The organism is Streptococcus sp. Marseille-P6264, assembly GCF_902460355.1.
In the GTDB taxonomy this organism is placed as follows: domain Bacteria; phylum Bacillota; class Bacilli; order Lactobacillales; family Streptococcaceae; genus Streptococcus.
Map to the genome: position 1 here is coordinate 111,078 of NZ_CABPTO010000002.1, position 15,213 is coordinate 126,290.

12 protein-coding genes are annotated in these 15,213 nt (G+C 43.0%); all 12 read left to right on the forward strand.

Translation table 11 applies throughout. The features are described from left to right. Positions 1 to 2 precede the first annotated feature (2 nt). The 12 genes from FZ941_RS04110 (at position 3) to FZ941_RS04180 (ending at position 15,199) form a co-directional block, all read left to right on the forward strand. Positions 3 to 1,484: an ABC transporter substrate-binding protein gene (locus FZ941_RS04110; RefSeq protein ID WP_148886938.1), complete on the forward strand. Its 1,482-nt coding sequence runs from the start codon at positions 3 to 5 to the stop codon at positions 1,482 to 1,484. 134 nt (positions 1,485 to 1,618) lie between these two features. Continuing rightward, positions 1,619 to 2,239, forward strand: coding sequence for a DUF624 domain-containing protein (locus tag FZ941_RS04115; RefSeq protein ID WP_148886939.1), 621 nt, complete (start codon positions 1,619 to 1,621; stop codon positions 2,237 to 2,239). Beyond that, positions 2,236 to 3,879 carry a sensor histidine kinase gene (locus FZ941_RS04120; RefSeq protein ID WP_148886940.1) on the forward strand — a complete coding sequence of 548 codons (1,644 nt, stop codon included), beginning with the start codon at positions 2,236 to 2,238 and terminating at the stop codon, positions 3,877 to 3,879. The genes FZ941_RS04115 and FZ941_RS04120 overlap by 4 nt, the downstream gene beginning before the upstream one ends. A gap of 7 nt (positions 3,880 to 3,886) precedes the next feature. After that, a complete protein-coding gene (locus FZ941_RS04125) occupies positions 3,887 to 5,170 on the forward strand; it encodes a response regulator transcription factor (RefSeq protein ID WP_148886941.1) in 1,284 nt (427 codons plus the stop codon). A gap of 157 nt (positions 5,171 to 5,327) precedes the next feature. Beyond that, the gene (locus FZ941_RS04130) at positions 5,328 to 6,458 is read left to right on the forward strand and encodes an ABC transporter ATP-binding protein (protein ID WP_148886942.1); all 1,131 of its coding nucleotides are present in this window, start codon (positions 5,328 to 5,330) and stop codon (positions 6,456 to 6,458) included. Between the two features lie 328 nt (positions 6,459 to 6,786). Continuing rightward, entirely contained in the window at positions 6,787 to 8,169 is a 1,383-nt protein-coding gene (locus FZ941_RS04140; protein ID WP_148886944.1) for a glycoside hydrolase family 1 protein, read from the forward strand. A 447-nt stretch (positions 8,170 to 8,616) separates the two neighbouring features. Beyond that, positions 8,617 to 10,284 carry a ribonuclease J gene (locus tag FZ941_RS04145; RefSeq protein ID WP_148886945.1) on the forward strand — a complete coding sequence of 556 codons (1,668 nt, stop codon included), beginning with the start codon at positions 8,617 to 8,619 and terminating at the stop codon, positions 10,282 to 10,284. A 160-nt stretch (positions 10,285 to 10,444) separates the two neighbouring features. Beyond that, positions 10,445 to 11,224: an alpha/beta hydrolase family protein gene (locus FZ941_RS04150; protein WP_148886946.1), complete on the forward strand. Its 780-nt coding sequence runs from the start codon at positions 10,445 to 10,447 to the stop codon at positions 11,222 to 11,224. Positions 11,225 to 11,335: 111 nt separating this feature from the next. Then, the gene (gene gltX / locus FZ941_RS04155) at positions 11,336 to 12,793 is read left to right on the forward strand and encodes a glutamate--tRNA ligase (protein WP_148886947.1); all 1,458 of its coding nucleotides are present in this window, start codon (positions 11,336 to 11,338) and stop codon (positions 12,791 to 12,793) included. A gap of 250 nt (positions 12,794 to 13,043) precedes the next feature. Beyond that, positions 13,044 to 13,685, forward strand: a complete 642-nt coding sequence (locus FZ941_RS04165) for a DUF6287 domain-containing protein (RefSeq protein ID WP_148886948.1) — start codon at positions 13,044 to 13,046, stop codon at positions 13,683 to 13,685. Positions 13,686 to 14,040: 355 nt separating this feature from the next. Then, positions 14,041 to 14,400 (forward strand): ribonuclease P protein component, encoded by a 360-nt coding sequence (gene rnpA / locus FZ941_RS04175; protein WP_045500481.1) that lies wholly within the window; start codon positions 14,041 to 14,043, stop codon positions 14,398 to 14,400. Beyond that, positions 14,384 to 15,199 carry a YidC/Oxa1 family membrane protein insertase gene (locus FZ941_RS04180; RefSeq protein WP_148886949.1) on the forward strand — a complete coding sequence of 272 codons (816 nt, stop codon included), beginning with the start codon at positions 14,384 to 14,386 and terminating at the stop codon, positions 15,197 to 15,199. Before rnpA ends, FZ941_RS04180 begins: the two co-directional genes overlap by 17 nt. Positions 15,200 to 15,213: the final 14 nt, after the last annotated feature.

Below are 15,213 nucleotides of genomic sequence, written 5' to 3' on the forward strand. Positions count from 1 at the left end.
CTATGAAAAATTGGAAAAAATATGCTCTAGCTTCTGCTAGCTTCTTGGCTTTTTCAGGCCTCCTAGCAGGCTGCGGTAGTCTTACTGGGGACAACCAAAAATCATCAAAAACTGATGATGGTAAGACAGTTATCAAGATGTACCAAATCGGTGACAAACCAGACAATTTGGACAAATTGCTCGAAAATGCTAACAAGATTATCGGCAAAGAAATCGATGCTAAGTTGGATATTGAATACATCGGTTGGGGTGACTACGAACAAAAAATGAACGTTATCACTTCATCAGGTGAAAACTACGACATCGCTTTCGCTCAAAACTATGTCATCAATGCCCAAAAAGGCGCTTATGCTGACTTGACTGAGCTCTACAAAAAAGAAGGTAAAAAACTTTACGATTCTTTAGACCCAGCTTACATCAAAGGAAACACTGTCAACGGTAAAATCTATGCTGTTCCAGTTAATGCCAATGTAACTTCTTCACAAAACTTTGCCTTCAACGGGCCACTTCTTGAAAAATATGGTATCAGCGATGTTTCAAATATCCACTCTTACCAAGATTTGGAACCAGTTTTGAAAGCTGCTAAAGAAAAAGATCCAAAAGTTGTTCCTTTCGCTATCGGTAAGAACTTTATCCCATCTGATAACTTTGATTATCCTGTAACTAACGGACTTCCTTTCGTTATTGACTTGGAAGGCGATACAACTAAGATTGTAAACCGTTATGAAGTCCCTCGTTTCTTGGATAGCCTCAGAACCATCCATAAGTACTATCAAGCTGGCTACATTCCAAAAGACGTAGCAACTAGTGATACTGCTTATCAATTGTCTGAAGATTCTTGGTTCGTTCGTGAAGAAACAGTAGGACCTGCTGACTATGGTAACAGCTTGCTTTCTCGTGTAGCTAACCGTAAGATCGAAATCAGCCAACTGACTAAGAACTACAAGAAGAACCAAACTACTCAAGTAGCGAACTTCGTTATCTCAAACAACTCTAAGAACAAAGAAAAATCAATGGAATTGTTGACTTTGCTTAACACTAATCCTGAATTGTTGAACGGCCTTGTATATGGTCCAGAAGGCGAAAACTGGGAAAAAGTTGAAGGTAAAGAAAACCGCGTTCGTACTTTGAAAGGCTACAATGGTAATACCCACATGTCTGGCTGGAACACAGGTAACAACTGGATCCTTTACATCAATGAAAACGTAACAGATCAACAAATCGAAGATTCTAAGAAGATTCTTGCAGAAGCACCAGAATCACCAGCTCTTGGATTTAACTTCAATGTAGACCCAGTTAAAGCAGAAGTATCTAGCATCACGAACACAATGAAAGAATACGACACTGCTATCAACACTGGTACAGTTGATCCTGATGTTGAAATTCCTAAGATGATGGACAAACTGAAATCTGAAGGAGCATACGATAAAGTATTGAAAGAAATGCAAAAACAATACGACGAATTCCTTGCTGCTAAGAAATAAGCAAAATCATAAATCCTCCTCGTCATATTTTGAGGAGGATTTTTCTTCTGTTGACTGAGAGGAATTTTTGGAAACGGTTGAAATGTGTTATAATTTTATAATGTGCAGAATACAAAGAACAGAAAGGAAAAACAATGGGAAGACTAGTTGAGTGGATTTTTCAACGAGTTTATATGGCTATGCTTGCATCCGCAATTTTTTGGGTATTGGCTCTGTGTGGAGGTCTTGTTTTTGGACTTGCTCCAGCCGGTTGTGTGCTCATGACTTTGTTTCAGCAATATCGCTATGACTATAAAAAATATCACTGGAAAGAAGCGTGGGATTTGTTTAAAGAAAATTTCCTTGCTACAAATAAAGTATTCTTCACTTTGCTTATAGTGCAAGCTCTTTTGTCGTATGGAATTTATATCCTCATCCAGCTTCCTCACCAGACTATCCTTTATCTGGTGTTGACGATTGCAAATTTGCTCTTTTTGCTTTTGGCACCAGCAGTGTATGCAGTCTATCTGAAATTGCAGGTCTTTTTTGAGTTTTCTTATAAAAATAGCTTGAAATTATCTTTGATTGGCGTCTTTCTCAATATTTCAGCCATGTTGAAACTCTTATTAGGGACAATCCTGCTATTGATTGCCAGCTACTTCATGCCGGCCTTACTCTTCTTTGCTTTTATTGGGCTTTGGCACTTTTTTGTTAGTGATGTTCTAGACCCAATTTACCAAACCATTCAGTCTAAGTTGATAACAGAAAAACCATGAAGAAATTTTGGCTCCATTCGTTACTAAAAGTTTATGCTGTCATTATGGTGGCTATTGTGGGATGTTTGGGTCTCATTTTGTCTTATTCTGATTGGCACAGTCGTTATAAGGAAACTGAGCAGATTGCGCAACAAGCAGTGACTCGATTGGCTGATGAAGTGGATTATTATAACCGCCGAGCGAATCAACTGGCTCAAAGTCTGGTTGAAAATCGAGCAAAATTGGACGGGGTTTATAACTACTTTATCATGAGTCCCTCTGAGTACGCTAGTTGGCGCTTATCAGCAGATGTGCCTACTTATGTTCAAGTATCCCTCCACCAAAATATCAATGATATTTATGTTGAAAATGAATTTGTTACAGGCATTGATATTACTTTAAATGATTACAAAACTGTTTTTGTCTCCACAAGGCAAGCGAGAGGTGGCAAACAGCTTCCTGCTGAGGAATTTAGACCTGCGCGCGATGCCTTTCCCATCGCGATTTATGATAAGGCAGTTGATCAAGTCATCGGAACGATTTACATTCGGATTGATGGGGAAGTCTTCAACAAGGTTGTCGATAATACGCGGGGCGATGTTCCACTCGCTCTCAGCGTTATTTCGCCTTACAAAAAAGAAATTCTGCATTTTGGTGATACAAAAGGAATTGGCCAAAATGATTGGATCAAAAAAGAAACTATCTACAATTACACTGTCCAGACAGCAGTGCCTGCGCATTATGTGATAGAGAAGACGGTTTTCAGCACTGGTTTGATTATTTTTTCTGGTTTGATTTTGGTTGGAGTTTTATATGCTGCGTTGCAGAGAATTTTTCTCAATTACCAAAGGCAGGTTGTTGATATTGTGGATACACTCCATCTCATCACAGATGGTGATAATCAGAAACGTATTGCGACAGAGACCAAGGAGCAGGAGTTGCTTCTGATTGCAACAACGACCAATACCATGTTGGATAGTATGGATAAGAGTATTCGGGATATCTATCGCTTGGAGATCAGTCAAAAAGATGCCAATATGAGAGCCTTGCAGGCGCAAATCAATCCTCATTTTATGTACAATACCTTGGAATTTATCAGGATGTATGCGGTCATGCAGAGGCAGGAAGAATTAGCGGATATTATCTATGAATTTAGCAGTCTTCTGAGAAATAATATCTCAGATGAATCCAGAAGCAGTTTGAAAAATGAATTGGAATTTTGTCGGAAATATAGCTATCTTTGCATGGTTCGGCATCCCAAATCAGTGGCCTATGGCTTCAAAATTGAAGAAGGCTTGGAAGAAATGATGATTCCCAAGTTTAGTATTCAGCCGCTGATTGAAAATTACTTTGCACATGGCATCGACTACCGCAGGCAGGATAATGTTATTAGTGTTAAGGCTCAAAAGATAGACGGCGCTGTAAGGCTGATGATCCAAGACAATGGTCGAGGCATCCCAGCTGACCGTTTGGCCGAAATCCAAGACATTCTGGCCAGCCGAGAGCTAATGGATGCCCAGAATCGAGAACAGCAAAGATCCATTGGTATTCGGAATATTCATGAACGCTTCCTGCTCTTTTTTGGCGACCGTTACAGTATCCGACTGAAATCGCAACAGGACCAAGGAGTGACCTATATTATAGAAATTAAGGATGAATAGAAAAAAGATGTACAGAGTATTACTAGTCGATGATGAATACATGATCACAGAAGGCTTGAAGGTGCTGATTCCTTTTGAAAAGTGGAATATGCAGGTTGTGGCTACAGCCAATGATGCAGAAACGGCTCTCGCCTATATTAAGGACAATCCTGTGGATTTGGTCATTACCGACGTCAATATGCCAGGGATGAATGGCTTGCAGATGATTGAGCAGATGAAGAATTCCCTGCCCAATGCAGCTTTTATCATTCTTTCAGGCTATCAAGAATTTGAATATGTCAAAACCGCTCTCAATTTGCAGGTGGCAGATTATCTGGTGAAGCCAGTCGATAAGGTCGAACTGGCAGCAATCCTAGAAAAATTAGAAAGGGAATTTGACCGTTCTTCCAACAATCAACTAGAGCTGATTTTTAAAGAAGAGACAAGCGAAGATGAAATAGCTACTTATCTTAAATCCTTTGATAGTGTTTGGCTGGGAGCAGCTGCTCACGAAAAAGGGCTAGTTTCAGTCCCTTATAGTATTTTAGGACAGACAGGCTATTTGTTTTTATCCTCGCAAAAGGAAGAAGCGCTCTATTTGGAAGAATTCACAGCTCCTTATAAACAAGGCCTGCAGGCTTTCAAGCTTAATCTAGAAAAAACTCTATTTTATGGAACGGTTAGCTTGCAAGAAACCAATCCGCTCTTTAGCTACTATGAGCCTATGTATCGCGTGATTATCCAAGGAAATATCGGCCAGATTTTGGACGAATTGGACCTGCTCAAGGATATCGTGCTGCAAAATACGCCTGAAGTTTCAATTACCAAGCAATTGTTCATTCAGTTTATCATGGATGTTTACCATCTGTTTCAGCATTTGAAACCAGACGATATGACAACCATTATCAAAAAGATTGAAAGCACGAATACCTTTGCAGACTTGCTGGATTATATGAAAGATCAGCTCTCAGATTTGTTCGCCCAGTATCGAATGAATGAGAATGTTGCCAATGTCTTGGAAGTGATTGGTCGCGATTATCAAAAAGACTTGTCCCTAAAAGATATCAGCAAGGAACTCTACATCAATCCAGTTTATTTGGGGCAGCTAATCAAGCGGGAGACCAACTCCACTTTTGCAGAGTTGCTAAATAAGCAGCGCATCAAGGCTGCCCAGCAGCTCTTACTTGCCAAAAATGACAGTATAGAAGACGTTTGTTATGCAGTTGGCTATAGCAATGTTGGTTATTTCTACAAAGTCTTTCGGAAGCTGTGTGGCAAGTCGCCTAAGGCCTATCGGAAGCAAGTCGAGTGATGAAATCGCTGAAGTGAGTGAACCTTTATTTCTTTTCTATATTAATGCTAAAAAAAGTAGAAAAAAAGATATAGAAGAGTCAGTGTGAGGGCCTGCTATTCGTGATATAATCAAGCAGAAAGAACTTACAATATGGTAAAGGAGTTAGGAGAAGCTTATGGTTGAGTTAAATCTGAAAAATATTTATAAAAAGTATCCAAACAGTGAGCACTATTCTGTTGAAGACTTTAATTTGGACATCAAGGACAAGGAGTTTATCGTTTTCGTTGGTCCGTCAGGATGTGGGAAATCTACAACGCTGCGTATGATTGCGGGTCTTGAGGATATCACAGAAGGAACAGCGTCGATTGATGGTAAAGTTGTCAATGACGTGGCACCGAAAGACCGCGATATTGCTATGGTCTTCCAGAACTATGCCCTCTATCCACACATGACAGTCTATGACAACATGGCTTTCGGATTGAAACTGCGTAAGTACAGCAAGGAAGATATTGACAAACGGGTGCAAGAAGCGGCTGAAATCCTTGGTTTGAAAGAATTCTTGGATCGCAAGCCGGCAGACTTGTCAGGTGGTCAACGTCAGCGTGTTGCTATGGGTCGTGCCATCGTGCGTGATGCAAAGGTTTTCCTAATGGACGAGCCATTGTCAAACTTGGATGCTAAATTGCGTGTGTCCATGCGTGCTGAGATTGCCAAGATCCACCGCCGTATCGGAGCGACCACTATCTACGTTACCCACGACCAAACAGAAGCCATGACGCTTGCAGACCGGATTGTTATCATGTCAGCAACCAAGAACCCTGCTGGAACTGGAACGATTGGTCGAGTAGAGCAAATCGGTAGCCCACAAGAAGTTTACAACCACCCAGTTAACAAATTTGTGGCAGGCTTCATTGGAAGCCCAGCGATGAACTTTATCACTGTGACACTTGAGGGAAATCAAATTGTTGCCAATGGCTTGCGTTTGACAGTTCCAGAAGGAACACTGAAGGTGCTGCGTGAGAAGGGTTATGACGGCAAGAAGTTGATCTTTGGTATTCGTCCAGAAGACATCAATACAGAACCTGCCTTCTTAGAGACCTTTCCAGATTCTGTGGTTCATGCGACTATTTCTGTCTCTGAGCTTTTGGGTTCTGAGTCTCACCTTTACTGTCAAGTTGGTGACAGCGAGTTTATTGCACGTGTAGATGCTCGTGACTACTCAGAAACAGGTGCTGGAATTGACCTTGGCTTTGACCTAAACAAGGCGCATTTCTTTGATTTCGAAACAGAGAAAACAGTTTATTAATCAGTGAAAATGATGAAGAGGCTGGGACAAAAGTCCTAGCCTCTCAATTGTCTTTGGATGTTGAGCAAGACGCAGTGGTTGAGTGGGCGCTACTACGCTGATTTCATCAGCTTTTACAGCCCTACTCAACTGTGCGGAGGTGGGACGACAAAATCGAATTCTAACGAATTACCGATTCCTGTTCCCACTCTCTTTTTGAATGAACTTTTAGTCTTCGCAATCACAAATGCCTTTAATCAGTAGAGAAATTTGAATAGACTGTTGCTTTCTTTTTGCAAAAGGTCTTTATATAATGAGGTGTAAAGATAAATCGAGAGGTAAATAAAATATGATTCAATTTCCAAAAGGCTTCGTCTGGGGATCTTCTACATCGGGTCCGCAAACGGAGGGGCGGATTTCAGGAGATGGGAAGGGAGACAATCTTTGGGACTATTGGTTTAGCCAAGAAGCCCATCGTTTCTATAATGAAATTGGACCTGGCAAGGCATCCACTTTTTACGAAAATTGGGAGCAAGATATCGACCTTTTAGTCGAAACAGGTCACACAGCCTTTCGGACGTCTATCCAATGGTCACGGATTTTTCCAGATGGTCGTGGTCCGGTTAATCAGGTTGGTGTTGACTTCTACCGCAAGGTTTTTGAAAGAATCAAGGCCAAGGGCATTCGCTTGATTGTCAATCTTTATCATTTTGATCTGCCCTTTGCCTTGCAGGAAGCGCAAGAAGGCTGGGAAAGTTTAGATACAGTCGATGCTTATGTAGACTATGCTCGTTTCTGCTTTGAAAGCTACGGGGACTTGGTGGATCAGTGGGTGACCTTTAACGAGCCTATTGTACCAGTTGAGTTTGGCTATTTCTACGATGGACATTATCCTAATAAAGTGGACGCTCGGGCTGCGGTTAAGGTGGCTTATCATACCCAGCTAGCTAGTTCTTTAGCAGTGAAAGCCTGTCATGAGGTTGGAGCAGACTACAAAATCGGTATTATCCTAAACCTGACACCTGCTTATCCACGCAGCCAGCATCCGGTGGACTTGAAGGCCGCTCGCATTGCCGAGCTCTTCCAAGCCAAGTCTTTCTTGGATCCATCTGTTTTGGGGCATTATCCAGCAGAGCTAGTTGATCTTTTGCGTGAGCATGATCTTTTACCAGCTACGACTGAGGAGCAGTTGCAAGCGATTCGGGAAAATACGGTCGACTTTTTGGGTGTCAATTACTATCAGCCTCTGCGGGTTGCAGCGCCCAAGTATTTGAAACATCCAGAGTCGCCGCTTCTGCCAGATCATTTCTATGAGCCTTATGTTATGCTTGGCCGCAAGATTAATCCTCACCGTGGCTGGGAAATTTATGAGCAAGGAATCTACGATATTGCACAAAACATCAAGGAAAACTATGGCAATATTGAATGGATGCTGACGGAAAATGGCATGGGAGTCGAGGGTGAAGAGAAATTCCGTGAAAATGGCATGATTCAAGACGATTATCGGATTGACTTTGTTAAAGGCCATCTGCGCCAGCTCCATCGTGCCATCCAGGACGGGGCCAACTGTACAGGTTACCTCATGTGGACCTTTATCGATTGTTGGTCTTGGCTCAATAGCTATAAGAACCGCTACGGCTTGATTGAGCTCAATCTAGAAACCCAAGAACGGACTATCAAAAAATCAGGGCACTGGTTCAAAGAATTAAGCCAGAACAATGGCTTTGAGTAAGTCTGTTCATCCATTCAGCCTATATAAGATAGGGCAGTTTCCCAAGTAATCTTCTAATCGATATTAGGAGATCAGTATAGGGAATTCCGCTCGGATAATAGAATTTAGTCTCAGACTAGGTTCTATTATTTTTTATCTTGTGAGTAGATCTAGCTCCTAAAAGCTATCTTCTAAAATGAAACTGGGAGTATGCCTTTCTCCGCATTTTGAATTAGGAAGGAAGAAGTGGCCAGATACTTCTTGCTGTATCAAATACCTATTCTTAGATTTCTAGCTTGCTCTATGAGTTTCCTTTGTTTTGAAAAAAGCGTGAAAAAATGCTATAATGACTAAGATGTGCAAACTTTGTTTGCAAAACTGTAATTCGACTTGGCTTGCCAAGGACCGTTAGTAATAAAATCAAGGAATCTTTGATACGTGAGATTCTAAAATCGAATAGGAGTAAAAATGAGTAAAAGCACTATTAAGCTGATTACTTTGGGCGGCGTGCGCGAGAATGGGAAAAACCTCTACGTCGCCGAAGTGGATGATTCCATTTTTGTATTGGATGCTGGGCTCAAATACCCAGAAAATGAGCAGCTGGGAGTAGATGTCGTCATTCCCAACATGGATTATTTGTTTGAAAATAAAGACCGAATTGCAGGTGTCTTTCTGACCCACGGTCATGCGGATGCCATTGGTGCACTGCCTTATCTTTTGACAGAAGCTAAGGTACCGGTTTTTGGTTCGGAGTTGACGATTGAGCTAGCCAAGCTCTTTGTCAAAAACAATGACGCCGTGAAGAAATTCAATGACTTTCATGTTATCGATGAAAATACCGAGATTGAATTTGGCGAAACGGTTGTCTCTTTCTTCCGGACGACCCACTCGATTCCAGAGAGTCTGGGAATCGTTGTCAAGACGCGTGAAGGCAATATTGTTTATACGGGAGATTTCAAGTTTGACCAATCTGCCAGCGAATCCTATGCGACAGATTTCGGCCGTTTGGCTGAGATTGGCCGTGAGGGAGTTCTAGCTTTGCTGAGTGATTCAGCCAATGCTGACAGCACTGTGCAAGTGGCTAGTGAGAGCGAGGTTGGCCGTGAGATTACGGACACGATTTCGGATTGGGATGGGCGTGTCATCGTAGCAGCGGTTGCCAGCAACCTGTCTCGGATCCAGCAGGTCTTTGAAGCTGCGGCAGAAACAGGTCGTCGCGTCGTTTTGACAGGCTTTGATATTGAAAACATCGTTCGTACGGCTATCCGCCTCAAGAAATTATCCTTGGCGGATGAACGCCTTTTGATCAAGCCTAAGGAAATGTCTAAGTTTGAGGACCATGAGTTGATTATCTTGGAGACGGGTCGGATGGGTGAGCCTATTAATGGCCTGCGCAAGATGTCCATTGGTCGTCACCGTTATGTAGAAATCAAAGACGGAGACTTGGTTTATATCGTTACAACGCCATCAATTGCCAAGGAAGCAGTTGTGGCGCGTGTGGAAAACATGATTTACCAAGCTGGTGGCGTGGTCAAGCTGATTACCCAAAACTTACGTGTATCTGGCCATGCCAATGCGCGTGACTTGCAACTTATGCTCAACTTACTGCAACCCAAGTACCTCTTCCCGATTCAGGGAGAGTACCGCGGACTAGACGCCCATGCCAAGGCAGCTATGGAAGTCGGGATTTTACCAGAAAACATCTTGATACCTAAGCGTGGTAGCATCATGGCCTACGAAAATGGCGACTTTGTGCCAGCTGGAGCAGTGTCAGCAGGCGATGTCATGATTGATGGAAATGCCATCGGTGATGTGGGCAATATCGTCCTGCGTGACCGCAAGGTCTTGTCTGAAGACGGCATCTTCATCGTGGCCCTTACGGTCAACCGTAAGGAGAAGAAAATCATTTCCAAAGCCAAGGTTCATACTCGGGGATTTGTCTATGTCAAGAAGAGTCGTGACATCCTGCGGGAGAGTACTGACCTGATCAATAAGACAGTGGAAGACTATCTGGCTCAGGAAAGCTTCGACTGGGGCGAGCTCAAGGGAGCGGTTCGTGATAGTTTGGCCAAGTTCCTCTTTGAGCAGACCAAGCGCCGGCCGGCTATTCTTCCGGTTGTCATGGAAGTTCGCTAGAGTCACTCGAGGGAGCAACTTTCCCAGTATTTTGCAGAGAGAAAGTCGAATATCGGCTTTTTCTTATCTTTTGGCGGTCGCAGAACAGGCTTTGCTTTCGGAGTGTGGCTGGCTGTGCTGCCTAGTCAAGAACAGTAGTTTTTATAAGAGGAGAAAAAAGATGGCAGTGATGCAGATCGAATATTATTCAGAAGCCTTGGAGATGGAGTGGGGAGTCAATGTTCTCTATCCAGATGCGTCGCGCGTGGACAAGCCAGATGATAAGGATATTCCTGTTTTGTATCTGCTTCATGGTATGAACGGTAACCACAATAGCTGGCTCAAGCGCTCGAATATTGAGCGCCTGGTTCGCTCGACTAACCTGATTGTTGTCATGCCGAATACCAGCAATGGCTGGTACACCGATACTCAATACGGCTTTAACTATTACGAGGCTATCGCTGAAGAGCTGCCACGAGTGCTCAAGCGCTTTTTCCCCAATATGTCTGACAAGCGAGAGAAGAATTTTATCGCTGGCCTTTCTATGGGCGGCTACGGATCCTTTAAGCTGGCTCTCAAGTCTAACTGTTTTTCATATGCGGCTAGTCTTTCAGGGGCTTTGAGTTTTCTTGATAGTCATCCAGATGATGTTGAAATAGCAACACCAGCCTACTGGCGGGGAGTTTTTGGAGACTATAAAGACTGGATCAGCAGTTCTCATTCGCTGGAGAGCATAGCCAAGCAATCTGATAAAAAGACCAAGCTTTGGGCATGGTGCGGTGAAGAGGATTTTCTCTACGAGGCCAATCAGGTGGTTGTGAAAAATCTGCGAGAATTAGGCATGGATATCACCTACAGCCACAGTCCTGGCAACCATGAATGGTACTACTGGGAAAAGCAGATGGAGCAGGTTTTAGCTTGGCTGCCAATTGACTTTGTCCTCGAAGAAAGACTGTCTTAAAAAATCATGCGATTCAGCGGATTCTGGGTCGAGAATGTGATATAATAATAACGTTTGAATACGAAAGCAGGAGCGAGATATCCCTGCTATTCCCAAATAGGAGATCGAAAATTGACAAAAGATATTCGAGTGCGTTATGCACCAAGTCCAACAGGACTATTACACATCGGAAATGCGCGGACGGCGCTCTTTAACTACCTCTATGCTCGTCATCATGGCGGAACCTTTATCATCCGTATTGAAGATACAGACCGCAAGCGCCATGTCGAAGATGGTGAACGTTCACAGCTTGAAAACCTTCGTTGGTTGGGTATGGACTGGGATGAAAGCCCTGAAACACATGAAAACTACCGCCAATCAGAGCGTTTGGAATTGTATCAAAAATACATTGACCAATTGCTAGCAGAAGGAAAAGCCTACAAATCTTACGTTACAGAAGAAGAATTGGCTGCTGAGCGCGAACGTCAAGAAGCAGCAGGTGAAACACCACGCTACATCAATGAATATCTCGGTATGAGCGAAGAAGAAAAAGCAGCTTATATCGCAGAACGTGAAGCAGCGGGCATCATTCCAACGGTTCGTCTGGCTGTCAATGAAGCTGGTATCTACAAGTGGACGGACATGGTCAAGGGCGACATTGAGTTTGAAGGTGGCAATATCGGTGGCGACTGGGTTATCCAAAAGAAAGACGGCTACCCAACTTACAATTTTGCCGTTGTGATTGATGACCATGACATGAAAATTTCCCACGTTATCCGTGGGGATGACCACATTGCCAATACTCCAAAACAGCTCATGGTTTATGAGGCGCTTGGTTGGGAAGCTCCAGAGTTCGGTCACATGACTTTGATTATCAACTCTGAAACGGGTAAAAAATTGTCTAAGCGCGATACCAACACCCTTCAGTTTATCGAAGACTACCGTAAAAAAGGTTATTTACCAGAAGCAGTCTTTAACTTTATCGCTCTTCTCGGTTGGAATCCTGGTGGCGAGCATGAAATCTTCTCTCGTGAAGAACTCATCAAACTCTTTGATGAAAATCGCCTCAGCAAATCTCCAGCGGCCTTTGACCAGAAAAAGATGGACTGGATGAGCAATGAGTACATCAAGAATGCGGATTTTGAAACAATCTTTGAAATGGCAAAACCATTCTTGGAAGAAGCAGGACGCTTGACTGACAAGGCTGAGAAATTAGTTGAACTCTACAAACCACAAATGAAATCAGTAGATGAGATTGTTCCGCTGACAGATCTTTTCTTCTCAGATTTCCCAGAATTGACAGACGCTGAGCGCGAGGTCATGGCAGGAGAAACCGTTCCTGTTGTTCTAGAAGCCTTCAAAGCGAAACTGGAAGCAATGACGGATGAAGAATTTGTGACAGAAAATATCTTCCCACAAATCAAAGCCGTCCAAAAAGAGACAGGTATCAAGGGCAAGAACCTCTTCATGCCAATCCGTATCGCTGTTTCAGGTGAAATGCACGGACCAGAGTTGCCAGATACCATTTACCTATTAGGCCGCGAAAAATCTATCCAGCATATCGACAATATGCTTAAAAAAATTCAATAAGATGAGAGTGGGACAGAAATCGGTAATTCGTTAGAATTCGATTTCGTCGTCCCACCTCCGCACAGTTGAGTGGGGCTGTAAAAGCTGATGAAATCAGCGTAGTAGAGCCCACTCAACCACTGCGTCTTTCTCGACAATCCAAAGACAATTGAGAGGCTAGGACTTTTGTCCCAGCCTTTTGCTTTCTAAAAAGCTGTATTTATGTTACAATAATGTTACAAGAAAAAGAAAATATTGCGAGGTGCTAAAGATGAAAAAATGGATGATTCTCTTGGCTGGAACTCTGGTGGCATCGTCTGTGTTAGTGGCTTGCGGTCAAAAGAAAGATCAGCCGACTTCGCTTTCTAGCAGTTCCAAAGTTAGCTCGACCTCGACCAGCTCAGCTTCTTCCAAAAAGTCTGAGACGAGCAAAAGTTCGACAGAGCTGTCTACTGAAACAAGTAGTTCGGACACTTCTATATCTAGCAGTCAGGAGCCTTCGGAGCCAGCAACTAAGGAGTCTTCTGCTAAGTCAGAAAGCAAGAGAAATGACGAACCTGCGGCTACCTCTGGTTTAGATATGCAGGCCATTGCTTCTGGGGACTTTTCTAGCATGGCTGGTACTTGGCAGGATGCCAATGGCGTCACTTATACATTTGATGCCAAGGGACTGGTATCGGATGTTGCCAAGTTGGAACTGGTATACGCCGGTCTGGATGAAAATGGAATTTATCGTACTAGCATTCGTTGGCATAATCTTACAGGTGCTGCCTTGTCTATTATTCCAGCAGGGAAAAAGTTGCCAGCAGGAGAGACTGTTAGCGGGCAGGATCCGACTGATAGCAGTCAAGACCGCTTCATTATTGCCCAAGGCATCTCAGAGCACCTAGACGTTTTTTACCGTGTAAAATGAGAGTGGGACAGAAATCGGTAATTCGTTAGAATTCGATTTCGTCGTCCCACCTCCGCACAGTTGAGTAGGGCTATAAAAGCTGATGCAATCAGCGTAATAGAGTCCACTCAACCACTGCGTCTTGCTCGACAATCCAAATACAATTGAGAGGCTAGGACTTTTGTCCCGGACTCTTTTTTGGAGCTGTGGTATTAATCATTTCTGGATTTTTCTGTAATGTGACCGGTACTTGCTTCAAGTTCGATTTTTAGGTGAACTTTTCGAAAAAGAGGGCTCGCATTGCAACCCTAGCCCTTATTGGCTTTTTGGGAAAATATGGTATAATAGAGTTAATTTTAGTGGATGGAGTTGAGTTTTGAGAAAAAACTATCGCGTCAAGAGCGAAAAAGATTTCAAGGCGATTTTTAAAGCTGGGCAGAATTTTGCCAATCGAAAGTTTGTCGTTTATAAATTAGAAAAAGAACAGCGCCATTTTCGAGTGGGGATTTCAGTTAGTAAAAAGCTGGGCAATGCAGTTGTTCGTAATAGTATCAAAAGAAAGATTCGTCATGTCTTGATTCAGCATCGGGCGGACTTGACCAAGGATGACTTTGTTGTTATTGCCCGCAAGGGAGTTGAAACTCTAGACTACCATCAAGTGGAACAAAATTTATTGCATGTCTTAAAAGTTGCAAAAATTTATCAGGAAGGATTTGTTTGTGAAAAAGAAGAGTAAAATAGGATTTCTTTTAGCGGCTTCGCTGCTCATTCTGACGGCTTGTGGCACCAGCGAAGTGACTGCTAATTCAAGTGATTTTTGGGAGAAATTAGTTTATTTCTTTGCGGAGATGATTCAATTCTTGTCCTTTAATGGAAGTACAGGGATCGGGATTATTCTCTTTACCTTGATTATTCGGACAGTCTTGTTGCCAGTCTTCCAATTTCAGACGACCTCATCTAGAAAGATGCAGGAAGTTCAGCCTCATATCAAGAAACTTCAGGAAAAATATCCGGGCAAAGATATGGATAGCAGAGCAGCTTTAGCAGAGGAAACCAGCAAGCTTTATAAAGAAATGGGCGTCAATCCCTATGCTGCATTCCTTCCGCTCTTTATCCAAATGCCAGTGCTTGTGGCACTTTTCCAAGCTCTGACACGAGTTGAATTTCTAAAGACAGGTCACTTCCTCTGGCTCAATCTAGGAACAACAGATCCGACCTTTATCCTACCTATTCTCGCTGCTCTCTTTACTTTCTTTAGCACTTGGCTATCCAATAAAGCCTTGCCAGAGAAAAATAGTGGGACGGTAGTGATGACCTACCTGATGCCGGTATTGATTTTCTTCTTTGCGGTGTATGCAGCCAGCGGGGTTGCTCTTTACTGGACGGTTTCTAACGCCTATCAAGTCGGTCAGACCTTGCTTTTGAGCAATCCTTTTAAGATTATTGCTGAACGTGAAGCAAAGGCAAAGGCGGAGCGCCAATTGGAAATGAAGAAAAAACGTGCCCTTCAAAAAGCACAGAAAAAGAAAAAGTAAAAAGGAGGACTCTT

Bases quoted from the DNA above. Each gene is read 5' to 3' on its own strand.
- FZ941_RS04110 (WP_148886938.1), top strand. From the start codon at position 3: ATGAAAAATTGGAAAAAATATGCTCTAGCTTCTGCTAGCTTCTTGGCT.
- FZ941_RS04115 (WP_148886939.1), top strand. From the start codon at position 1,619: ATGGGAAGACTAGTTGAGTGGATTTTTCAACGAGTTTATATGGCTATG.
- FZ941_RS04120 (WP_148886940.1), top strand. From the start codon at position 2,236: ATGAAGAAATTTTGGCTCCATTCGTTACTAAAAGTTTATGCTGTCATT.
- FZ941_RS04125 (WP_148886941.1), top strand. From the start codon at position 3,887: ATGTACAGAGTATTACTAGTCGATGATGAATACATGATCACAGAAGGC.
- FZ941_RS04130 (WP_148886942.1), top strand. From the start codon at position 5,328: ATGGTTGAGTTAAATCTGAAAAATATTTATAAAAAGTATCCAAACAGT.
- FZ941_RS04140 (WP_148886944.1), top strand. From the start codon at position 6,787: ATGATTCAATTTCCAAAAGGCTTCGTCTGGGGATCTTCTACATCGGGT.
- FZ941_RS04145 (WP_148886945.1), top strand. From the start codon at position 8,617: ATGAGTAAAAGCACTATTAAGCTGATTACTTTGGGCGGCGTGCGCGAG.
- FZ941_RS04150 (WP_148886946.1), top strand. From the start codon at position 10,445: ATGGCAGTGATGCAGATCGAATATTATTCAGAAGCCTTGGAGATGGAG.
- FZ941_RS04165 (WP_148886948.1), top strand. From the start codon at position 13,044: ATGAAAAAATGGATGATTCTCTTGGCTGGAACTCTGGTGGCATCGTCT.